This window comes from Micromonospora sp. ATLC20 (genome assembly GCF_057196585.1).
This window is the reverse complement of the sequence record NZ_JBXUOV010000105.1, coordinates 1-20,086: the sequence shown is the minus strand read 5'-3', so window position 1 is coordinate 20,086 and position 20,086 is coordinate 1. Positions and strand designations below refer to the sequence as shown.

The following is a 20,086-nucleotide window of genomic DNA, read 5'->3' as shown; positions in this document are numbered from 1 at the left end:
GGTGGAGGTGGAGCCGACCACCGGAGCGCCGGTGGACGCGGTGCCCAACCGCGTGCCGGTACGCCAGCCCCGCTGGCAGCGGGAGTCCGCCTCGTCCGGCGGCTGGGCGCCGATCGAGGAGGTGCACTGGGACGGCACGCCGCTGCGCGACGAGCCGCGCCCGCGTCCCGCCCGGCACCCGGCGCGGCGGGAACGCACCCGCCCGGTCGCACCGCCGAGCCCGCCCACCGGGCTGACCGTGCTGCTGACACTGAGCCTGCTCGCCGCGTTCTTCGCCTGGGTGAGCGCCGGGCCGTTCTGGCTGGTGGTGGGGCACTCGACCGGCGGCACCGTGATGATCACCGAATGCGCCGGAAGCGGGTTGACCCAGCGCTGCCGGGGCATCTTCTCCGCCGACGGCGACCGGTTCCAGGCCCACGGGGTACGGGTCAGCGGCGTACCGGCCGGGCGCACCGACACCGGCAGTTCCCTGCGGGCGCGGATGACCGGGCCGGACGGGTCCACCGCCTACGCGGACACCGGGGTCGGGCGGCACCTGCGCTGGCTGCTGGGGCTGGCCCTGGTGGCCGGCTGCGCCGCCGGGATCGCCAGGTGGACCGGGGCGACCCGGCTCGCTGACGAACGGCAGCGGCGCTGGGCGGTCGGCCTCGCGCTCGCCGGGCCCGCGTTGATCACCGTCGGCTTCCTGGCCGCCGCCTGGTAGGTGCCCGGCGCCTCAGCTGTGCACCACCGCGTACACCTCGCGCCGCCGCAGCCCGTACGCGGTGGCGACCTCGGTGATCGCGTCCCGCCGGGACAGCCCGGCCGCCTCGCGCTCGGCCACCGCCGCGCGCAGCGTCTCGTCGTCCGGCCGGACCGCGGGCGTGGCCGGTGCGCCGGCCACGACGAGCGTGATCTCGCCCCGGGGGTCGCCCTCGGCGGCCCACTCGGCCAGCTCGCCGAGCGGCCGGCGGACCACTTCCTCGTACGTCTTGGTCAGCTCGCGGCACAGCGCGGCGGGCCGGTCGGCGCCGAACGCCCCGGCCAGGTCGGCGAGCGCGCCGGCGATGCGGTGCGGCGCCTCGAAGAACACCAGCGTGCGGTCCTCGGCGGCGAGCGCGCGCAGCCGGGAGCGGCGGGCCCCGGGGGTGCGCGGCAGGAAGCCCTCGAAGCAGAACCTGTCGCAGGGCAGCCCGGACAGCGCCAGCGCGGTGGTCACGGCGCTGGGCCCGGGCGCGGCCGTGACCGGCACTCCGGCGTCCAGCGCGGCCCGGACCAGCCGGTAGCCGGGGTCGGAGACGCTCGGCATGCCGCCGTCGGTGACCAGCGCGACCGTGTAGCCGGCAACGAGCACCTCGGCCAGTTCCGGCGTGCGCCGCTCCTCGTTGCCCTCGAAGTACGAGACGATCCGGCCGGGCACGGTCACGTCCAGGTCGCGGGCCAGCCGGGTGAGCCGCCGGGTGTCCTCGGCGGCGACCACGTCGGCGGCGGCCAGCACCTCGCGGAACCGGGCGGACGCGTCGGCCGGGTTGCCGAGCGGCGCGCCGAGCAACACGAGCCGCCCTACCTCGGACATTTCCCCCACGACGTGCGCTCCTTCATCGACGGTCGTACCAATTTCGGAGACGACAGACGCCACCGGGCACCTTCGCAGCCTACGATCGCCGGGTGACGAGTGCGTCGACAGCACAGAGCGCGAACCCGGACCCTTCCACCACCGACCGGGGCGACGGCGCCGGGCGCGGGCTTCCCGCCGCCGTGCGGCGCCGGCTCGCCACCGTCGATGATCGCATCGGCCGAGGTCAGGCGTGGCTGGCGACAGCGGTGGTGGTGGGCGTCGCGGCGATCCTGCGCTTCGTGGGGCTCAGTTTCCCGCCCGGGAAGATCTTCGACGAGACCTACTACGCCAAGGACGCGTACGGGCTGATCGACCGCGGCTTCGAGTGGAACTACAAGGACAACGGCCCCTCGTACGTGGTGCATCCGCCGCTGGGCAAGTGGATGATCGGCATCGGCGAGTGGGCCTTCGGCTACCAGGACGCGGACAGCGGCGTCTCGGTGCCGGGCCACCTGATCACCACCTCGCCGGAGTTCGGCTGGCGCTTCGGCGCGGCCGTGGCGGGCACCCTGTCGGTGCTGCTGCTTGTCCGCATCGGGCGGCGGATGTTCCGCTCCACGGTGCTCGGCTGCGCGGCCGGCCTGCTGCTCGCGCTCGACGGCTACCACCTGGTGCTGTCCCGCACGGCCATCCTCGACATCTTCCTGCTGCTGTTCGTGCTCGCCGCGTTCGGCGCGCTGGTGCTCGACCGGGACGCCCGGCGGCGGCGCTGGGCGCGGGCGCTGGAGGGCGGGCTCGACCCGACGCAGCCGGGCCGGGCCGGCCGCCCGTCGTCGGGCTGGCGGGACTGGCCGTGGTGGCGGCTGGCGGCCGGGGTGCTGCTCGGCTGCGCCTGCTCGGTGAAGTGGAGCGCGATCTACTTCGTACCGGCGTTCGCGTTGCTGGTGCTGCTCTGGGAGGTGGGTGTCCGCCGCTCGTCCGGGGTACGCCGGCCGTGGCGCGACGCCGTGCTCGACGAGCTGCCCTGGCTGCTCGCCGCCGGTGTGCTGATGGTCGTGACCTACGTGGCGACCTGGTCGGGCTGGCTGCTCGGGCAGGACGGCTACTACCGCCTGGCGGAGCGCTACCCGAACAACCCGGAGCTGAGCGACACCCCGTTCATCGGGGCGCTGATCAATCTGTGGGAGTACCACAAGGCCGCGTACGGCTTCCACACCCAGCTCGACGATCCGCACAAGTACCAGTCCTGGCCCTGGCAGTGGCTGCTGCTCGGCCGCCCGGTGGCGTTCCACTGGTCCGGGGACGGCAGTTGCGGCGCGCCGAGTTGCGCCTCGGAGGTGCTGCTGCTGGGCACGCCGCTGCTGTGGTGGTCGTTCCTGCCGGCGATCGCCGCGACCGCCTGGCTCGGCCTGGCCCGGCGCGACTGGCGGGCGGGCGCGATCCTGCTCAGCGCCGCCGCCGGCCTGCTGCCGTGGTTCTGGTTCGCCCTCGACGGCCGGACGATGTTCTCCTTCTACGCCGCCCCGGCGGTGCCGTTCCTGGTGCTCGCGGTGGTCTACGTGCTCGGCGCGATCGCCACTCCCGCGCCGGTGTCGAACACGGCCGCGCCACCGGACCCGCAACAGGTCCACGACAGGCGGCTGGTGGGCGGGATCATCGCGGGCGCGTACGTGTTGCTCGTGGCGCTCTGTTTCGCCTACTTCTACCCGATCTTCGTGGGCCGGGTGCTGCCGTACGCGGACTGGTCGGCGCGGATGTGGCTGGACGGCCGCTGGATCTGAGGCGGGGCGCCGGGCACAAAGAAAGCGCGCCCCGATCGCCTGCCACGGGGGAAGCGGGCGATTGGGGCGCGCAAGACAGAGCTTAACCACACTCCGGCAACGGCACAACGGGTGCGGGCCGGTCAGATTTCCGACGAGTGCACCACCGGCCGAAAGGTTTACATGGTGCAGCTAACGGTGGGTGGCCGAGCGCGACGGTGACGGCCCCGGCGGACGCCGGAAACGGGCCTCCGGCGGGCACCCGCGACCCGGATGATCTTCCAAAGTGGATCTCACTACACTTCGCCCGGTGATCAACAAGAGACGATCGACGGCCGTCCTCATCGGACTGCTGGCGGCGGCCGCGATGATCGGGCCGAGCCCCGCCGGGGCCGACGACGAGACCACCGAACCCGTCGCCGAACCACCCAAGGTCGAGCTGGTCCTCGATGTCAGCGGATCGATGCGGGCCCGCGACATCGACGGGCGCAGCCGGATCTCCGTCGCGCAGCAGGCGTTCAACGAGGTCGTCGACGCCCTGCCGGACGAGACACAGCTCGGCATCCGGGTGCTCGGCGCCACCTACCGGGGCAAGGACAAGAAGCAGGGCTGCCTGGACACCCAGCAGATCGTGCCGGTCGGCCCGGTGGACCGTACCCAGGCCAAGGCCGCCGTCGCCGGGCTGCGCCCGACCGGTTTCACCCCGGTCGGACTGGCGCTGCGCTCCGCCGCGCAGGACCTGGGCACCGGCAGCACCACCCGCCGGATCGTGCTGATCACCGACGGTGAGGACACCTGCGCCCCGCCCGACCCGTGCGAGGTGGCGCGCGAGCTGGCCGCCCAGGGCACCCGGCTGGTCGTCGACACGCTCGGCCTGGCGCCGGACGAGAAGGTACGCAAGCAGCTGCTGTGCATCGCCGGCGCGACAGGGGGCACCTACACCGCCGCGCAGAGCGCCGACGAGCTGACCGGCCGGATCAAGCAGCTGGTCGACCGCGCCCGGGACACGTACACCGCCGCCCCGGCGGTGGTCGGCGGCGGCTCGGCCTGCGAGGGCGCGCCGCTGCTCGCCCCCGGCGTCTACAGCGACCGGGAGGCGTTCTCCGAGCACCGCTGGTACCGGGTGCCGGTGCGCCCCGGGCAGGAACTGCGCGCCTCGGTCAGCGTGGCGCTGGATCGCCCGGTCAACCCGGACTACGGCGTGCTCCTGCGCGCCACCGCGCCGGACGGGCGGGAACTGGTGCGGGGCGTCGACGCGGGCAGCGGGCGTACCGACGTGGTCTCCGCCGGACTGCGCTGGTCGGCCGCCGAAGAGGAGAAGGAGGACGGCCCGAGCGCCGAGCCGACGCCGGGCACGGAGCAGGCCGTACGGACCGTCTGCCTGGTGGTCAGCAACTCGTTCGCGGCCAAGCCCGGCACCCAGGCCCGGCCCGGCATGCCGGTCGAGCTGACGGTGGACGTGGTGGCCGCCTCCCCCGCGCCGGACGGGCCGGACCTCGGCCGCGGCTGGGTGCTGCTGCTCCTGCTCACGCTCGCCGGACTGCTCACCGGGCTGGTCGCCGGACTGCTCACCCGCTGGTGGGTGCACACGTGGAGGACGAACTGAGCATGCGTACGCTGATCCGCGCCGCGGCGGCGACCACCGCCGTCGGTCTCGCCCTCACCCCGGCGGCGGCCCTGGCCGCGCCCAGCCCGTCACCGGGCGCGACCACGGTGACCAAGGCCGGCACCTCGTTCCTCACCGCCACCACCGTCACCGCCGGTCAGCCGGTGCAGGTGGGCGCGTCCACAGGCGACCACCTGTACTGGTCGTTCCGCGCCGACGCCGGGCAGGTGCACGAGATCACCGCCACCGTCACGTTCCCGAAGTCACGCAGCGGCGCGTCCACCTGGACCGTCGACGTCTTCGACGGGCTGCGCCGCCGGCAGGCGTGCACCGCGGGCGCGCAGACCCCGACCGCCGGCGCGTCGGCGACGAGCGTCGCGCTCGGCTGCACGCTGCGCCGGGTACGGCCGTGGGCCGAACCCTGGTCGGGCGACCCGCTGCCCGGCACCTACTACATCCGGCTCTCCGTCACCGACCTGCCCGAGCCCGACCTCGGTCTGCCGATCGAGGTGGAGATGCTCGTCGGCGCGACCGACGAGGGCGGCGCGTCCGGCGACGACGGCGAACTGGCCGCGCCGCTGGTGCCGAACACCCGGGCCGGCACCGTGCTCGCCGCCGAGCCGACGCCCGAACCGGTAGCCGACGAGGAGATCGACCTGACCGGCTGGCTCCCCGAGGCCGGCTCGCGCTGGGTGTGGACCACTGTGGGCGGCGTGCTCGCCGCCGTGGCCGGCGTGGTCGGCTTCGGGCTCACCCGGCGGCCCCGCCGCCCTTGAGAACCGCCGCCCTTGAGAACCGCCGTCCCTGAGAACCGCCGTCCCTGAGACCGCAGCCGGTGGCCGCCGCGAACCCGACGCGGCGGCCACCGGACGCGCTCACGCCTCGGCGATACGCGGACCGCGCGGCACCCAGCCGATGAACCGGTCCTGGAGCGCGGTGACCGGCACGGAGCGCAGATCCTGCGTCGCCGCGGCGAGGCACGACCCGAGATAGACGCTCAACGACGCCCGGTCCACCTGGTACTCGCTCAGCAGATGGTGACGTTTCGTGGCACAGGGCCACTCGTCACCGCACGAGTCGCAGGTCCAGTCCGGGGTCACCGGCACGTGTTCGCCGCCGGTACTCCCCGGAACCTCCGCGCCAGGCGTCATCGGCCGCTCCTTCCGAGTCAGGATTGGTGGTGATGGACCGGTTGCTCCCCCGCAACGTTCCTTCAGCGCCGCAGCACGCCCAAGCGTTACGGTACGTTCACCGCGTGTCCCCGTCATCCACCACTCGTGCGTGATCTGCTCCCGGCCACTGTCGCCGTCGCGCTGGCCGGCCCGGCCGATTGGACCGGTGAGCTGCTCCCGGCCGAACTGAGCGCCCTCGGCGAACGCGCGGTCCCCGGCCGCCGCCGCGACTTCACCGCCGGGCGCGTCTGCGCCCGCCGGGCGCTCGCCGCGCTCGGCCTGCCCCCCACGCCGGTACCCGCCGGCGCCGACCGGGCCCCGATCTGGCCGCCCGGCGTGGTCGGCGCGATCACCCACACCCGGGACTACTGCGCCGCAGCCGCCGCCCGGGCCGCCGACGTGCGCGCCGTCGGCATCGACGCGGAACGCTACCGGCCGCTCTCCCCGGGGGTACGCCGAAAGGTGTGCCGTCCCGACGAGGAGGCGGACCTGGCCCGGCTGCCGGCCGGCACGCCCTGGCCGACGGTGTTGTTCAGCGCGAAGGAGACCGTCTACAAGGTCTGGCACCCGCTGGTCGGTACGTGGCTGGGCTTCGCCGACGCGCGCGTCACGCTGGACCCGGACGCGGGCACGTTCCACGCCGAGATCGCACCGGCCCGGCTCGCCGCCGCCCCGGTGCCCGATCCGCCGTCGGCGGTCACCGGACGGTTCGCCGTGGACGACGACCTGGTCCGCACCGCGGCCGTCCTGCCACGTCGATGAGGCACTACCGGCCGGCTTGTGCCCGGCTTGTACCGTCGTTGCGACGGAAAATCCCGAAGGCGCCCCAAGGAGTACGGTGAGCCACCCTCAGCCTCCGTCCGGTTCACCGGACCCGAACCAGCAGCCGCCGGAACCGCCGACCCAGGCGTTCCCCACCGCACCGATGCCGCCGGTGCCGGACAGCCCGTACGCGCCGCCGCCCGCTCCGACCTCGGGTGCGCCGCAGCCGCCCGTGTCCGGCGCGCCGCAGTCGTCGGCCTCCGGGGTGCCGTATCCGCCGCAGCCGGGTCCGGGCGAGCAGTACCCGCCCGCGCCCGCTCCCACCGAGGCGTTCCCGCCCCCGCCGCCCACCTCGGGCGCGCCGTACCCGCCGCCGGGCAGCGAGTACCAGCCGCCGGGCGGCGCGTACCAACCGAGCGGCGCGTACCCGCCGCCGGGCTCCGAGTACCAGCAGCCGGGTGCCGCCTACCAGCCGCCGGGCTCCGAGTACCAGCCGCCGGGTGGGGCGTACCAGCAGCCGGGGGCCTATCCGCCGCCGGGCGGTTACCCGCCGCCGGGTGGTGGGGCGTACCCGCCGCCGGGAGCGCCGTTCGGGCCGCCGGCGAAGAAGTCGAACAAGAACGTCTGGATCACGATCGGCATCGTCGCCGTGATCCTGCTGCTGCTGTGCTGCGGTGGCGGCATCTTCGCCATCTACAGCGGCGCGAAGAAGACCCAGGATGCGATCGACTCGCTGCCCACCCCGGGCGTCACCTACGGCCAGCCGACGGCTGACGCCCCGACGGGCGTTCCCACCGGCACGCCGCAGCCGGGCAACACCGACGACAAGACGTTCAACATGCCGGCCGGCGACAGGCTGGTCGTCAACGACGACCGCGGCACCATCGAGATCACCGTCGGCAACTTCCGGACCCGGAACGCCGCCTGCAACGAGGTCATGCCCGGACCGAAGAACGGCATGTTCCTGATCGCCGACGTGACCGCCGAGATCACCAAGGGCACCGGCTCGATCAACCCGTTCTACTTCACCTGGGTCGCCGCGGACGGCACCGAGGAGAGCGGCATCGGCGGCGCCTTCTCCGGTTGCGGCAAGCTGATGACCTCGGGCACCAACCTGCCCGTGGGTTCCAAGCGCAGCGGCCAGCTCATCTTCGACGTGACGGACCAGAACGGCGTCGTCGAGTACCGGCACCTCTTCCGTCCCGCCGGGTCCTGGAAGCCCTGACCCACGCGCGACCCCGCACGGGGGCCGGTCCACAGCGGACCGGCCCCCGTGTCCGTTCGGGTGACGCCGGCAGCCGATCGGCCATTTCCATGTGCGCGTGCCGGCCCCCGGTCGCCAGGCTCGGAGCATGGCTAACGAGACGACGATCCCGCTGCTGCCGTGCCGGTCCCTGGACGACGTGGCGCCCTTCTACCAGGCCCTCGGCTTCGAGGTCACGTACCGGCAGGAGCGCCCCAACCCGTACGTGACGCTGCGGCGGGAGGATCTGCACCTGCACTTCTTCGGGATGCCGCAGTTCGATCCCGCCGACTCGTACGGCTCCTGCCTGGTCGTGGTGGACGACCTGGTCGACATCCACCGCGCCTTCGCCGACGGCATGCGGTCCACATACGGCAAGGTGCTCGTCTCCGGCGTACCCCGGATGACCCGGCCCCGGCCCCGGCACAACCAGGAGGGCCACTTCGGGTTCAGCATCGTCGACCCCGGCGGCAACTGGATCCGGTTCGTCGGCCGGGCCACCCCGCCGGAGACCGACGACAGGGGTGGGCTGGCCCGTACGCTGCGCAACGCGGTGGTGCAGGCCGACTCGCGCGGCAATCCGACGCAGGCCGCGCGGATCCTCGACGGCGCGCTCGCCCGCCCGGGGGCCGCCGACGACCCGGCCGTCTACGTGGAGGCACTGGTCTACCGGGCTGAGCTGGCGCTGCAACTCGACGAGCCGGAGTCCGCGCGGGAGTTGGTGCGGCAGGCGCGCTCGATCCCGCTGGACGACGGTTCACGCGACGCGCTGACCGACACGATGCGGCACGCCGAGGACCTGCTCACCGCCCTGCCGCCCGCGTGACCGCACGACGGACCGGCGGACCGGCGGACCGGCGGCGACGGTTTGCCGTAGCGGTCAGCGGGGACGCGATGCGGCAGGCGGCGAGCGCCGCCACGCGACGATCCGGGGAGGCGGCATGAGCGTCGAGCGCGCGAAGAACGACCTGGAGGACCTGGCCGGCCCGGCCCGGGCGCGGCTCGGTGACCTGAACCAGGACGAACACGCCGAAGCGGACCGGGTACGCGAACAGGACGAGATCCGGGGCAAGCGCCCCGGCGAGCACATCCAGGCGGACGCCCGCGACGCCGACGACGACTTCTCCACCTGACCCGGTGTCACCAGAGATCTTGCGTGGAGAAGCAGTGTCGGGGGTGGTTCCTATCCTGGGGCGATGCTTCTCACCGACGTCACCGGAGCCTGGACGGGCACCAACGGCTTCCGGCTGATGCCCGCCGACCCGCTCGCCGAGTCGCCGGCCGCGCTCACCGTCGCCACCGCGGCCGGCGGGCACCTGACCACCGTGTCGTACTCGTGGAGCCACCCCGACGACGGCCCGCAGGACGGCCTGCTGGTGATCGCCGCCGGTGACCGGCCGGGCTCGCTCGTCGCCTGGTGGGGCGACTCGTGGCACCAGCAGCCGACACCGATGACGCTCACCGGCGCGACGGGCGGAGCGGCGGCGGTCGAGCTGACCGCCGGGTACGGCGGCGGCTGGGAGTGGCGGATCGTCCTCGACACCGCCGACCCGGCCGTCCTTCGGCTGCGGATGGAGAACGTGGTCCCTGCCGACCAGGCCGGGCCCGGCACTCCGGCCGGGCCCTATCCCGCGATGCTCACCGAGGTGCGCCGGGCCTGAGCCCGGTCAGGCGTCGAGGATCTCCCGCAGCCGGCGCGCGAACGCCTCCGGCTGCCCGGCCTGGCCCATCCCCTCGCCGAGGAACCCGCCGTGGTGGCTCGGGAAGACCGCGGGTTGTCCGCCGAGCAGCTCGGCGGTGGCCACCGACGTCCGCGCGGTGAGCGTCTCCGCCGACTCCTCGCCCACCGCGATCACCACGCGGGTGGGCGCGGCGCGCAGCGCGTCGGCGTCCGGCCGGAAGACGGTGACCGCCGCGGACCGGTCGGAGAGCAGCGGGTCGTCCCGGCTGCCGTCGTCCTCGGCCGGCAGCCCGAACGCGGCCGGGTCCGGCGCGGGCTGCGCGAAGTAGTCGTCTGTGAACTCGCCCCGCCACGAGGTCAGGCCGATGAACGCCGCCATGCCGGCGCCCCAGCCGTTCTTCCGGTACGCCTCCTGGCAGGCGGCCATGGCCCGGCCGGCCGCTTCGGCGTCGGGGAGCAGCGTGGTCAGCGGCGGCTCGTGCGCCACCAGCGTGGTCACCACGTCCGGGTACGCGGCCACCAGGGCGAGCGCGGTCACCGCGCCGCCGCTGCTGGCGAACATGTCGACCGGGCCCACGCCGAGGGCGTCGACGATGTCACGGACGTCCCGGGCCTGCACCTCGGGCAGCGAGTCGTTCCGGCCGTCCTTGCGGACGCTGCGGCCGAGCCCGCGCGGGTCGTACGTGATGACGGTGCGGTCCGGGAAGTACGACGCGAGCGTGGTGAAGCCGTCGGCGCACATGGGCTGGCCGATCATGAACAGAGGGCGGTGCCCGGCCTCGGCCGCCTCGGGGGCGTGTACGTCGTAGACCAGGTCGACCTCTGGTGTCTGGAGAGTGAGCGTCTTCATGCCTGTGTCGACCGGCGCCGGCCCCGGAAATCATCGGTCCGGCGTAAACCCGTGCCGGGCGCGGCTCGCGGCGGCGTCGACGCCCACCGCCGCGAGCCGTGCCGTCGCGGTCAGCTCACCGTGCCGGTGACGGTGCTGCCGGACTTCGTCACGTAGTAGGTCAGCTTCGTGCCGCTCCAGAAGTGGAACGTCAGCGTCACCCGCTGCCCGTCGTTCACCTCGGCGAAGAACTCCGGCTTCAGCGCGATCGTGTTGCCGGTGTAGTTCGGCGCGAACGTCACGTCGAACTCCTTGTACGAGGTCCAGTTGTGCGGTCCGGCGTTGCTGCCGTCGGCGTACTTCGCCTCCATCGTCGCCAACTGGTCGCCGCGGAACTGCGCCGGCAGTGTGAACGCGGCGGTGGTGCCGGTCGCGTTGGAGAGCACCGGCGGGTCGTACGTGATGATGCTGATCCGCCACGGCACGCCAGCGGAGAAGCGGGCCGTCAGGTTGGCGTTCACCCCGTACGCGCGGGAGCCGACCAGCCGGGTCAGCGCCGACGCGGTGAGCGTCAGGGTGCTGCCGGAGACCGTGTAGTCGGTGCCGTTCACCAGGTCGGTGGTGCCCTGGCGCAGCCCCTGGAACGTGGTGCCGTTCAGGTTGAGCGTCAGGCTCTTGGCGGTGATCGAGCCGGTCCGCGGCACGTATACCTGGTCGCTGGACGCGGTGCCGGAGCGGGTGGTCCAGCTCGACTTGATCTGCGCGAACAGCTCGGGGTCCTTCCATACGAAGGACGTCCGGTCGAAGTGCTGGCCGTTGTCCCAGAGCTGGGTGGTCAGCTTGCGGCTGCGCGCGTAGTGGCCGAGGAACTCGAAGAACTTCAGCTTCTCGCCCTGCTCGATGGTGCCGGTGTGCCGGTCGAAGCCGAGCAGCCCGTACTCACCGATGATCACCGGGATGTTGCGGGTGACGAATGCGTTGTAGACGCGGTCGAACTGGTCGGTCAGGTCCTGCTGGACCGTCGCGTCGAACCGGGTGCCCCCGGCGACGTTCACGCTGAACGGCCAGTACCCGTAGAAGTGCACGGTGGCGATCAGGTTCGGGTCGTTGAGCGTGTTGAACGTGCTGACCAGCTCGTCCACCCGGGCCTGCTCGGCGGAGGTGTGCAGGGTCGGCAGGACCAGCAGCCGGGTGGCGTTGCCGCCGCCGGACTGGCGGACGATGCGGTGGAACGAGGTGTTCAGCTCGTTGAGCAGCGTGGCGTTCTGCGCGTCGCCGGAGCTGCCGGTGAACTGCGGCTCGTTGACGCTCTCGAAGGTCAGCTTCGGCGAGGAGTCCTTGAACGCGGCGGCGATCTGGGTCCAGAGCGCGTTGTAGCGGTTCAGCACGCCTGTGCGGTCGGTGGGCATCGTGTTGATCCACTGCCACGAGTCGTGGTGGATGTTGAGCACCACGTAGAAGCCGTCGGCGAGCGCCCAGCCGACCACCTCGCGTACCCGGTTCAGCCAGGCCGCGTCGATCGTGTAGTTCGGCGCGGCGCCGTGGTGGTTGCTCCAGGTCACCGGGATGCGGATGCTGTTGAAGCCCTGCGCCCGGATGTTGTCGAGCAGCGCCTCGGTGACCCGCGGGTTGCCCCACGCGGTCTCGTCCGCGCCGACCGCGTCGAAGGAGTTGCCGAGGTTCCAGCCGGGCTGCATGGCGGCGACGGCGGCCATGGCGTTGCCGGCCGGCGGCGGGGTCGTGGGCGGTGGCGTGGTGGGCGGCGGGGTGGTCGGGGGCGGAGTCGTCGGCGGTGGCGTGGTGGTCGGCGGCGGGGTGGTCCCGCCGACGCCGCCGGTGCAGGCCACACCGTTGAGCGAGAACGCTGTCGGCGCGGTGTTGGTGCCGGTCCAGGAGCCGTTGAAGCCGAACGAGACGCTGCCGTTCGTGGCGATGGCGCCGTTGTAGCCGACGTTCGTGGCGGTGACGTCGGCGCCGGAGGACGTGACCGTGGCGCTCCACGCCTGGGTGACCCGCTGGCCGGACGGGAACGTCCAGCGCAGGTTCCAGCCGTTTATCGGATCACCGAGGTTCGTCACGTCGACGTTCGCGGTGAACCCGCCGGGCCACTGGCTGGCGGTGGTGTAGGTGACGCGGCAGCCGGCCGCCGCCTGGGCGTTCGTCGCCATCACGGCGGTGCCGGTCACGAGCGTGGCGGCGGTCGCGGCGACCAGGCCGACCCGCAATCGGGCGGTACGGGGAGAGCGGAACATGGTGGTTCCTTCGCGGTGGGGTGGGCGCGTGGACGGGGAAGGCGGGGCGCGCACCCGCCCAGCGCGAGAGTAAGTTTGGAATCCAAACATTGTCAATCGGCAGACGTGGATGTGGGGAAGCGGGTCAGGCGGCCGGCAGCGTCTCGACGGTGAGGTGCGCCGACAGCGCGCGCAGGAAGTCCGGCGCGTCGAAGATCCGCCCGGCCGAGGCGACACCGGTCGCCCGCGTCCGCCCGGTCAGGATCCGGTGAAGCGCCTCGACCGCCAGTGGCGCGCTGACCGCGTAGATGTCCTGCCCGTAGGCCACCACCCGTCGACGGACGTCGCCCGACCGCACCACCACGTCGACGGTGAACGTCTGTGCCGACCGGCCGCGCTCGTCAACAGCGGCCGGAGCGTCCCCGGCGGCCAGGTCCCCCGCCGCGTTTACGGTCATGTACGTGCACACCTCCGGAATGTCCAGGTGGCTCGGCACCGTCACCACGTCGGCCATGGTGAACTCGCCCAGCACCGGCCGGACACCGAGCGGCGCCGGGAACTCCCAGTCCCGCCGGGGCAGGTCGCCGTCGGCGTACACCAGGCGCCCGTCGGTGAAGCGGACCCGCCGGCCGTCGCGGCGCTCGCGCGAGACGACGCCGGAGGCGACCGTCCCGGCCGTCGGGTGCCAGCTGCTCAGCCCGTACGCGACGTGCGCCTCGTCGGCCGCCGTCCAGTCCCCCATCGCGGCGGTGACCAGCAGGTCGCCCAGCCCGCCGAAGAACGCCATGGCGGGCACCACAGCGACTCCCGCGGCCTCGGCGCGCTCGGCGTAGTCGGCGAACGTGTCCCGGTTCGCCTCGATCTCGGCCGCCACGTCGACGTAGGGGATCCCGGCCCGCAACGCGGCCTCGATCAACGGCCCGGCGGTCGAGGCGAACGGCCCGGCGCAGTTGACCACAGCCGCCACCCCGGCCAGCGCCCGGTCCAGCGTGGCCGGGTCGTCGACCGACGCCACCCGCTGCGCCGCCCCCGGGAACGCGGCCGCAAGCTTCCCGGCGTCGCGTCCCACCGGCAGCGGCTCGTATCCCCGCTCCCGCAGCTCCGCCACCACGAACCGTCCGGTGTGCCCGTACGCCCCGAACACCGCCACCTGCATGACGTTCCCCCTCGAAGATCGACTGGATTGATCCTCGCCGGGAACCGAGAGCCGGGACAGTGGCTCAAACGCCAATGCCCGTACAGTTTCGGACATGACCCTGCTCGCGCTCGCCGCCACCGACGGGATGCTGCACTTCGAGCTGGCGGCGGCCTGCGAGATCTTCGTGCGCGACCCGACCGGCCTGGCCGACCCCTGGTACGACCTGGTGGTCTGCGGTCCCGGCCCGGTCGGCGTCGGCCGGTTCGCGGTCACGCCCGACCACGGGCTGGACCACCTCGCCCGCGCCCACACGGTGATCGTCCCGGCGATCGAGGACACCGACGCCGAGCCGCCGTCCGACCTGGTCGACGCGGTCCGCGCCGCGCACGACGCGGGCGCACGGATGGTCTCGTTCTGCACCGGCGCGTTCGTGCTCGCCGCCGCCGGCATCCTCGACGGGCTGCGCGCCACCACCCACTGGGCGCACACCGGCGCGCTCGCCGCCCGCTACCCGCGCGTGCAGGTCGACCCGGACGTGCTCTACGTGGACAACGGCGACGTACTCGCCTCCGCCGGCAAGGCCGCCGCGATCGACCTGTGCCTGCACCTGATCCGCCGCGACCACGGCTCGACTGTCGCCAACGCCGTCGCCCGCCGCCTGGTGGTGCCGCCGCACCGCGCGGGCGGCCAGGCCCAGTACGTCACCACCCCGGTCCCGGCCCGCGAGGACCACCCGCTCGCCGCACTGCTCCCCTGGGCGATGGCGCGGCTGGACCGCCCGCTCACAGTCGCCGACCTGGCCCGCCAGGCGACCATGAGCACCCGCAACCTGGTCCGGCACTTCACCGCCGCGACCGGCGCCACGCCGTCGCAGTGGCTGGCCACGCAGCGCATCCGCCGGGCGCAGGAACTGCTGGAGAACACCGACGACGGCATCGACGCCGTCGCCGAGGCATCAGGCATGGGTACGGCGACGACACTGCGCCGCCACTTCCAGCGCACCGTCGGCGTACCCCCGGACACCTACCGCCGCACGTTCCGCCGCGGCTGACCGGGTTGCCCGGCGGTTGTAGCGTCGGCCACCCGACCACCGGGTTGCGCGCCTGCCTGTTCTTCGAGGCCCGCGCTTTCCGGCACGGCGGCTATGGTCGATTCGACCACCAGCCGATCGTCGCTGCGCTCGTGGCACGCATCCGCTCCCTCTCCGGCGGCTTCGTGCCACCGAAGGGGACGGTCGCCTGACTCTCGGCACGGGGGAAGATGTGTTCGACGTGATCGTGGTCGGCGGTGGGCCGACCGGCATGATGCTGGCGAGTGAGCTGCGCCTTCAGGGCGTCGGCGTGCTCGTGCTGGAGCGCGACGCCGAGCCGCCGCCGTACGTGCGCTCGCTCGGGCTGCACGTCCGCAGCATCGAGGTGATGGACCAGCGCGGGCTGCTGGAGCGGTTCCGGGAACACGGCGGCACGCACCCGATCCGGGGATTCTTCGCCGGCATCGACAAGCCCGCGCCCGCCGATCTGGACACCGCCCACCCGTACGTCCTCGGCATCCCGCAGACGCTCACCGACCGGCTGCTCGCCGACCACGCCGCCGAGGTCGGCGCCGAGATCCGGCGCGGCACTGCGGTGACCGGGCTGGAGCAGGACGACGACGGCGTGACGGTCCACCTCGACGACGCGAGCGTGCCGCCGCTGCGGGCGCGGTTCGTCGTCGGCTGCGACGGCGGGCGCAGCACCGTCCGCAAGCTGCTCGGCGTCGGATTCCCCGGCGAGCCGTCGACGGTCGACACGCTGCTCGGCGAGATGGAGGTGACAGCGCCGCCGGACGAGATCACCAGGATCATGACCGAGGTACGCCGCACCGAGAAGCGGTTCGGGCTCGGGCCGTCCGGAAGGCCCAACGTGTTCCGGGTGGTCGTACCGGCGGCCGACGTCACGTCGGTGCCGCCGACACTCGACGACTTCAAACGGCAACTGACCGCGTACGCGGGCACCGACTTCGGCGTGCACTCCCCCCGCTGGCTGTCCCGGTTCGGCGACGCGACCCGCCTGGCCGAGCACTACCGGGTCGGGCGGGTCTTCCTGGCCGGCGACGCCGCGCACGTCCACCCACCGCTCGGCGGGCAGGGGCTCAACCTGGGCATCCAGGACGCGTTCAACCTGGGCTGGAAGCTGGCGGCGACGGTGAACGGCTGGGCGCCGGACGGCCTGCTCGACACCTACGAGACCGAGCGGCGCCCGGTCGCGGCCGACGTGCTGACGAACACCCGCGCGCAGATGCTGCTGACCACGAACGAGCCCGGACCGCAGGCGGTACGGCAGGTGCTGACGCAGCTCATGGACTTCGACGAGGTCAACCGCTTCCTGATCGAGAAGGTCACCGCGATCAGCGTCCGGTACGACGTCGGCGAGGGGCACGCCCTGCTCGGGCGGCGGCTGCGCGACGTACCGCTGCGGGAGGGACGCCTGTACGAGCTGATGCGTACCGGGAACGGGTTGTTGCTGGACGGCACGGGGCGGCTGTCGGTGGCGGGCTGGGCCGACCGGGTCGGGCACGTCGCCGAGGTCGGCGGGGTGGACGTGCCGGCGGTGCTGCTGCGGCCGGACGGGCACGTGGTCTGGACCGGTGACGACCAGCGGACGCTGGACGACGCTCTGGCCCGGTGGTTCGGCGGCGGGACGGTTCGCGGGTAGCGACCGTGCGCCGACTCGACAATGATCGGCTTCATGTCCCACGAGAATCTGGCCGACTCCTGGCGTCGGGTCATCCAGGGCGACGGCAAGTCCTGGGTCGTGTTCGCGAACGGCACCGTCGTCGTCCTGCCGGACCCCGAGCCGGGCATCGACCTCGCCGCTCGGGCCGTCGACATCCTGCGCGAGTACGGTCCCGTCCACGTCGGTTCACCCTCCGCGGACTTCGGCACCCTCACGCTCGATCCCGGCCCCGGATGGGCGGTCTACGGTCACCACAACGACGTGCTGACCTATGTCGGCCCGGACGAGGTCTCGGACGACAGCGATCTGGCGGTCGGTCTCCACGGGCGCAGCAAGCGGGATCGGGACGGCCGGGAGCTGAACGTCGTGCACGTCGAGGACAAACGGCCTCGGTGACCTCGCGACAGGGGCTGATCCACCCCACGATGCACCCCACGCGGTTGCCGGATCAGCCGGCGGCGGCGCACTAGGCTCCGGACCGTGCACGGGTTCACCGATGTCGACCGGCAGCCAGACCCGGACTCGTGGGTCGGCGTACTCGACCGCCTGACCGACGAGCCCTTCTACCAGGCATATCAGCATCGGGTCCGGGAGTTGCTCCACCCGGCGCCCGGCCTGCGCTACCTCGACGTCGGTGCGGGCACCGGGGCGAGCGCGGTCCGCCTTCGAGACGAACACGACGCCGATGTGGTGACGGTGGACCGCGCCCTGACAATGGCTGCCGCCATGCAGGTGCGGGGCCTGAGTCGATGCACCGTCGCCGACGCAAATCGGCTACCGTTCCGCGACGACTCCTTTGACGGCGCCTGGGCCGACCGCACCGTGCAACACCTCGCTCACCCCCGCACCGCCATCGCGGAACTCGTCCGGGTCGTCCGCCCGGGTGGCCGCATCGTCCTCGCGGACCCCGACTACGACACCCAGGTGCTCGACATCACCGACCAGGCTCTGGCGCGGCGCGTACTGCGGTTCCGGGCCGACGTCCTCCTCCGCAACGGCACCCTGGCTCATCAGCACGCCGGCATTCTCGCCACGCTCGGCCTGGCCGACGTCACCGTCGAGCCCCGGACGCTGCTGGTTCGGAACCCGGCCGCCGCCGACAACGTGCTGGGCCTGCGCAGCTGGGCTGCCACAGCGGCTCGGCGCGGCGTACTCGAACCCGCCGAGGCTCGCGCGTTCGAAGACCAGTTCGACGAGGCCGTCGAGGCAGGCCGGTTCACGTACGCGGTCACGTTCTTCCTCACCGCGGCCACCGTCACCTGAGACGGACGCCGGCTACGGCAGCGACCGCCCCGATACCTCGGAAACACTGACCCGGCTCTGCGCGGGGCAGTGAGCGGGCCGATACCTGCCGGGGTGTAGGCGGACGGGATGCCGGGTACCTCGCGCCTTACCCCGTACCCCTGCCCAGGAGGATTCCCATGACCGTCGTACTCGCCGTTGTCTGCAAAGACGGGGTGGTGATCGGCGCCGACTCCCAGATCACCGAGAGCGATCGCGGTCTGAGTTTCCCCGCCCAGAAGCTGCACCCGCTGGGCGACTGCGCCGCCTGGGGCGGCAGCGGCGCGCGGGGAGTCCTCAACGACCTGCGCCCCCTGCTCCAGGACTCGGCCACCGCCATCCTCGAAGCACCGGACATCGGCGACGAGTTGCAGGAGCGCGTCCTGCCCGTCTTCAAGAAGCACTACGAGAACTACATCCCGGACGTGCCGGGCGAGGGCAGCGGCGGCGGGGTGTCGGCGTACCTGCTCGCGGCCGGCTACAGCCAGGGCGGCCCGTGGATCGTGGAGATCAACCCCAACGGGCTCATCGGCCGCTACGAGGACGTGGGCTTCCACGCCATCGGCTCCGGCGCGCCGATGGCGCAGCAGGCCGGCGCGCTGCTGGCTCACTTCCAGATGACCACGCGCACCGTCGAGTACGGCGTGGTGGGCGTGGTACGAGTGCTGGAGGCGCTGGAGCGGACCTCGCCGTCGGTCGGCGGCCCGTTCAGCGTCGCGTGCATCCGCGAGGAGGGCGCCCACCACCTCGACGAGAAGGAGATCGCCAAGGCGCTGAAGGACGCCGAGCGCTGGCGCGACCTCGAACAGAAGGCGCTCGACGGCCTGTTCGACTGACGGCGGCGTGTTGGGCGGCCGGCTTCGGAACGCCGGCGGAGCAAGGGCCGCGCGCCCAGGTGGTAGCGCGTGCGGCCCATTCAGGGCCGCCCTGACAACGTGAGGAAGCGCCTCGCCCGCCGCCCGGCCTACCTGCTCGATTTCACGGACGGCGTTGGCCTTGGCAGGCGACAGGGATCAATCTGACTGCTACGTCTTCGGAATCGCCGAAGCCGCTGACGGTCTGCAGCAGGCCACGGGCACGGTAGTAGTCGCGCAACGGCTCCATCTGCGCCTGGTGGTTCTCCTGTGCATGCGCGTAGGTGAGCAGGAGTTCCTGGCGTCGCACGGCGACCTGGGGATCGAGTTCCATCCGTCGTTCCACCCGGCGCTGAACGGCGAGGTGGAGTTGGTCCTCAGTCAGGACGAGTTCGATCACTGTGTCGGGAACATGGCCGCTCCGCGTCAGCAACTCGGCCTGACGGATCGTGCGAGGGAAGCCGTACAGCACCCAGCCACCGTCGACGTCGGCTAGTGCGCCGGCGACGGCTCTGACCATCAGTTCGTCGGTGACAAGCTGTCCGGCCTGCATATAACCGTTCGCCTCTTCGCCCAGCGGAGTCTGCTGCTGTACATGCTCGCGGAAGACATTGCCTGCGCTGACGACCTGCAGGCCGAAGGCGCCTGCCAGCGCCGACGCAGCGGAAGCCAGGTCGATGACCGGCCCGGCGATGAGGGCCACGTCAGGCATGTGCGCTTCCCTGTTGTGCGCCGAAGAGAGCCAAGCTAGCAGTGTACGTGGTTCCGGTGGGCTGCCCCGTACGAGATCGAAAAAGGCCGTCTCCGACTGGCGGAAACGGCCTTTGAACTGGGTGGAGCTGAGGGGATTTGAACCCCTGACCCCCTCGATGCGAACGAGGTGCGCTACCGGTCTGCGCCACAGCCCCTCCGCCGGCGAACCAGCGTCGGTCCCACCCGGCTTTCACCGGGCGGGCCGACGACAAGGCTAACAGGTCGCGCCCCCACGACGCGAACCGCCCCGCCGCCCCGTAGATCTTGGAAGGAAAAGGCCTCCGGAGGGGCCCAAACCTTCCAAGATCGCCACCAGCAAAGCGCCGGCGAGGCGGTCAGGCGCCTCGGCCGGACTGGTAGGGGCGTCCGCGCAGGCCACCTGCCCGCCGGTAGGACACCGAGCCGCCGCTCGCCGCCGGTGGCAGGTCCGCGGGACGGTCCAGCCCCATCGCCGTACGCCGGACCGCCTCGCGCTGGGCGGCCAGCCGGCGCTGCGCCTCCCGCCGGGCCGCCGCGCGCCGGGCC

Annotated in this window: 20 protein-coding genes, 1 tRNA gene and 1 pseudogene; 14 read left to right on the top strand and 8 right to left on the bottom strand. The window is 72.7% G+C overall.

All coding sequences use genetic code 11. The annotated features are described in order from the left end of the window. The first annotated feature begins 1 nt into the window (after window position 1). Complete coding sequence (locus AC2CHG_RS20660; protein WP_484525368.1) at window positions 2-703, top strand: hypothetical protein; 702 nt, start codon at window positions 2-4, stop codon at window positions 701-703. A gap of 12 nt (window positions 704-715) precedes the next feature. Here the strand turns inward: AC2CHG_RS20660 and rsmI are convergent, their stop codons facing one another. Next, window positions 716-1,555 carry a 16S rRNA (cytidine(1402)-2'-O)-methyltransferase gene (gene rsmI / locus AC2CHG_RS20655; RefSeq protein WP_484525369.1) on the bottom strand — a complete coding sequence of 280 codons (840 nt, stop codon included), beginning with the start codon at window positions 1,553-1,555 and terminating at the stop codon, window positions 716-718. Between the two features lie 92 nt (window positions 1,556-1,647). On the opposite strand from rsmI, the gene AC2CHG_RS20650 reads away from it, so the two are divergent. The 3 genes from AC2CHG_RS20650 to AC2CHG_RS20640 all read left to right on the top strand — a co-directional run bounded on the left by AC2CHG_RS20650 (window position 1,648) and on the right by AC2CHG_RS20640 (window position 5,679). After that, window positions 1,648-3,318, top strand: coding sequence for a dolichyl-phosphate-mannose--protein mannosyltransferase (locus AC2CHG_RS20650; RefSeq protein ID WP_484525367.1), 1,671 nt, complete (start codon window positions 1,648-1,650; stop codon window positions 3,316-3,318). Between the two features lie 289 nt (window positions 3,319-3,607). Further along, window positions 3,608-4,903 (top strand): VWA domain-containing protein, encoded by a 1,296-nt coding sequence (locus AC2CHG_RS20645; protein ID WP_484525366.1) that lies wholly within the window; start codon window positions 3,608-3,610, stop codon window positions 4,901-4,903. A gap of 2 nt (window positions 4,904-4,905) precedes the next feature. Continuing rightward, window positions 4,906-5,679, top strand: a complete 774-nt coding sequence (locus AC2CHG_RS20640) for a peptidase (RefSeq protein ID WP_262012761.1) — start codon at window positions 4,906-4,908, stop codon at window positions 5,677-5,679. A 99-nt stretch (window positions 5,680-5,778) separates the two neighbouring features. Here the strand turns inward: AC2CHG_RS20640 and AC2CHG_RS20635 are convergent, their stop codons facing one another. Beyond that, window positions 5,779-6,054, bottom strand: a complete 276-nt coding sequence (locus AC2CHG_RS20635) for a hypothetical protein (RefSeq protein WP_262012628.1) — start codon at window positions 6,052-6,054, stop codon at window positions 5,779-5,781. Between the two features lie 126 nt (window positions 6,055-6,180). Between AC2CHG_RS20635 and AC2CHG_RS20630 the strand changes: the two genes are divergently transcribed. From AC2CHG_RS20630 to AC2CHG_RS20610, 5 genes are all read left to right on the top strand, one after another. Next, window positions 6,181-6,837, top strand: a complete 657-nt coding sequence (locus tag AC2CHG_RS20630) for a 4'-phosphopantetheinyl transferase family protein (protein ID WP_262012629.1) — start codon at window positions 6,181-6,183, stop codon at window positions 6,835-6,837. A gap of 76 nt (window positions 6,838-6,913) precedes the next feature. Continuing rightward, window positions 6,914-8,062 (top strand): chromosomal replication initiator protein DnaA, encoded by a 1,149-nt coding sequence (locus AC2CHG_RS20625; protein WP_262012630.1) that lies wholly within the window; start codon window positions 6,914-6,916, stop codon window positions 8,060-8,062. A 127-nt stretch (window positions 8,063-8,189) separates the two neighbouring features. After that, window positions 8,190-8,906, top strand: a complete 717-nt coding sequence (locus AC2CHG_RS20620; protein WP_484525365.1) for a VOC family protein — start codon at window positions 8,190-8,192, stop codon at window positions 8,904-8,906. Window positions 8,907-9,021: 115 nt separating this feature from the next. Continuing rightward, window positions 9,022-9,213, top strand: coding sequence for a general stress protein CsbD (locus AC2CHG_RS20615; protein ID WP_262012632.1), 192 nt, complete (start codon window positions 9,022-9,024; stop codon window positions 9,211-9,213). Window positions 9,214-9,276: 63 nt separating this feature from the next. Next, on the top strand, window positions 9,277-9,741 hold the full coding sequence (locus AC2CHG_RS20610; protein WP_355514397.1) for a hypothetical protein: 465 nt from the start codon (window positions 9,277-9,279) through the stop codon (window positions 9,739-9,741). Window positions 9,742-9,747: 6 nt separating this feature from the next. Here AC2CHG_RS20610 and AC2CHG_RS20605 read toward each other — a convergent pair whose 3' ends face one another. The 3 genes from AC2CHG_RS20605 to AC2CHG_RS20595 all read right to left on the bottom strand — a co-directional run bounded on the left by AC2CHG_RS20605 (window position 9,748) and on the right by AC2CHG_RS20595 (window position 13,977). After that, window positions 9,748-10,611 (bottom strand): alpha/beta fold hydrolase, encoded by an 864-nt coding sequence (locus tag AC2CHG_RS20605; RefSeq protein WP_262012634.1) that lies wholly within the window; start codon window positions 10,609-10,611, stop codon window positions 9,748-9,750. Between the two features lie 110 nt (window positions 10,612-10,721). Next, on the bottom strand, window positions 10,722-12,842 hold the full coding sequence (locus AC2CHG_RS20600) for a cellulase family glycosylhydrolase (RefSeq protein WP_463840527.1): 2,121 nt from the start codon (window positions 12,840-12,842) through the stop codon (window positions 10,722-10,724). Between the two features lie 124 nt (window positions 12,843-12,966). Further along, window positions 12,967-13,977 (bottom strand): saccharopine dehydrogenase family protein, encoded by a 1,011-nt coding sequence (locus AC2CHG_RS20595; RefSeq protein WP_484525364.1) that lies wholly within the window; start codon window positions 13,975-13,977, stop codon window positions 12,967-12,969. A gap of 94 nt (window positions 13,978-14,071) precedes the next feature. Here AC2CHG_RS20595 and AC2CHG_RS20590 point away from each other — a divergent pair, with 94 nt between their 5' ends. The 5 genes from AC2CHG_RS20590 to AC2CHG_RS20570 all read left to right on the top strand — a co-directional run bounded on the left by AC2CHG_RS20590 (window position 14,072) and on the right by AC2CHG_RS20570 (window position 18,790). Beyond that, window positions 14,072-15,010 (top strand): helix-turn-helix domain-containing protein, encoded by a 939-nt coding sequence (locus AC2CHG_RS20590; RefSeq protein WP_484525363.1) that lies wholly within the window; start codon window positions 14,072-14,074, stop codon window positions 15,008-15,010. 211 nt (window positions 15,011-15,221) lie between these two features. Further along, entirely contained in the window at window positions 15,222-16,652 is a 1,431-nt protein-coding gene (gene rox / locus AC2CHG_RS20585) for a rifampin monooxygenase (RefSeq protein WP_484525362.1), read from the top strand. 33 nt (window positions 16,653-16,685) lie between these two features. Continuing rightward, the gene (locus tag AC2CHG_RS20580) at window positions 16,686-17,069 is read left to right on the top strand and encodes a hypothetical protein (RefSeq protein ID WP_262012640.1); all 384 of its coding nucleotides are present in this window, start codon (window positions 16,686-16,688) and stop codon (window positions 17,067-17,069) included. An 84-nt stretch (window positions 17,070-17,153) separates the two neighbouring features. Continuing rightward, window positions 17,154-17,936: a methyltransferase domain-containing protein gene (locus tag AC2CHG_RS20575; RefSeq protein ID WP_262012641.1), complete on the top strand. Its 783-nt coding sequence runs from the start codon at window positions 17,154-17,156 to the stop codon at window positions 17,934-17,936. A 158-nt stretch (window positions 17,937-18,094) separates the two neighbouring features. Further along, window positions 18,095-18,790 carry a proteasome protein gene (locus tag AC2CHG_RS20570; RefSeq protein ID WP_484525361.1) on the top strand — a complete coding sequence of 232 codons (696 nt, stop codon included), beginning with the start codon at window positions 18,095-18,097 and terminating at the stop codon, window positions 18,788-18,790. A gap of 142 nt (window positions 18,791-18,932) precedes the next feature. On the opposite strand, the gene AC2CHG_RS20565 is transcribed toward AC2CHG_RS20570, so the two are convergent. From AC2CHG_RS20565 to AC2CHG_RS20555, 3 genes and pseudogenes are all read right to left on the bottom strand, one after another. Continuing rightward, window positions 18,933-19,520 carry a nucleoside monophosphate kinase gene (locus tag AC2CHG_RS20565; RefSeq protein ID WP_355514430.1) on the bottom strand — a complete coding sequence of 196 codons (588 nt, stop codon included), beginning with the start codon at window positions 19,518-19,520 and terminating at the stop codon, window positions 18,933-18,935. Window positions 19,521-19,642: 122 nt separating this feature from the next. Next, window positions 19,643-19,716 (bottom strand) — tRNA-Ala (locus AC2CHG_RS20560). A gap of 180 nt (window positions 19,717-19,896) precedes the next feature. Then, window positions 19,897-20,086, bottom strand: a pseudogene (locus tag AC2CHG_RS20555) (divisome protein SepX/GlpR); the annotation flags it as partial.

Coding starts and splice junctions, on each gene's coding strand:
- rsmI (WP_484525369.1), bottom strand. CDS start 1,555: ATGTCCGAGGTAGGGCGGCTCGTGTTGCTCGGCGCGCCGCTCGGCAAC.
- AC2CHG_RS20640 (WP_262012761.1), top strand. CDS start 4,906: ATGCGTACGCTGATCCGCGCCGCGGCGGCGACCACCGCCGTCGGTCTC.
- AC2CHG_RS20635 (WP_262012628.1), bottom strand. CDS start 6,054: ATGACGCCTGGCGCGGAGGTTCCGGGGAGTACCGGCGGCGAACACGTG.
- AC2CHG_RS20620 (WP_484525365.1), top strand. CDS start 8,190: ATGGCTAACGAGACGACGATCCCGCTGCTGCCGTGCCGGTCCCTGGAC.
- AC2CHG_RS20615 (WP_262012632.1), top strand. CDS start 9,022: ATGAGCGTCGAGCGCGCGAAGAACGACCTGGAGGACCTGGCCGGCCCG.
- AC2CHG_RS20610 (WP_355514397.1), top strand. CDS start 9,277: ATGCTTCTCACCGACGTCACCGGAGCCTGGACGGGCACCAACGGCTTC.
- AC2CHG_RS20605 (WP_262012634.1), bottom strand. CDS start 10,611: ATGAAGACGCTCACTCTCCAGACACCAGAGGTCGACCTGGTCTACGAC.
- AC2CHG_RS20600 (WP_463840527.1), bottom strand. CDS start 12,842: ATGTTCCGCTCTCCCCGTACCGCCCGATTGCGGGTCGGCCTGGTCGCC.
- AC2CHG_RS20595 (WP_484525364.1), bottom strand. CDS start 13,977: ATGCAGGTGGCGGTGTTCGGGGCGTACGGGCACACCGGACGGTTCGTG.
- AC2CHG_RS20590 (WP_484525363.1), top strand. CDS start 14,072: ATGACCCTGCTCGCGCTCGCCGCCACCGACGGGATGCTGCACTTCGAG.
- AC2CHG_RS20580 (WP_262012640.1), top strand. CDS start 16,686: ATGTCCCACGAGAATCTGGCCGACTCCTGGCGTCGGGTCATCCAGGGC.
- AC2CHG_RS20570 (WP_484525361.1), top strand. CDS start 18,095: ATGACCGTCGTACTCGCCGTTGTCTGCAAAGACGGGGTGGTGATCGGC.
- AC2CHG_RS20565 (WP_355514430.1), bottom strand. CDS start 19,520: ATGCCTGACGTGGCCCTCATCGCCGGGCCGGTCATCGACCTGGCTTCC.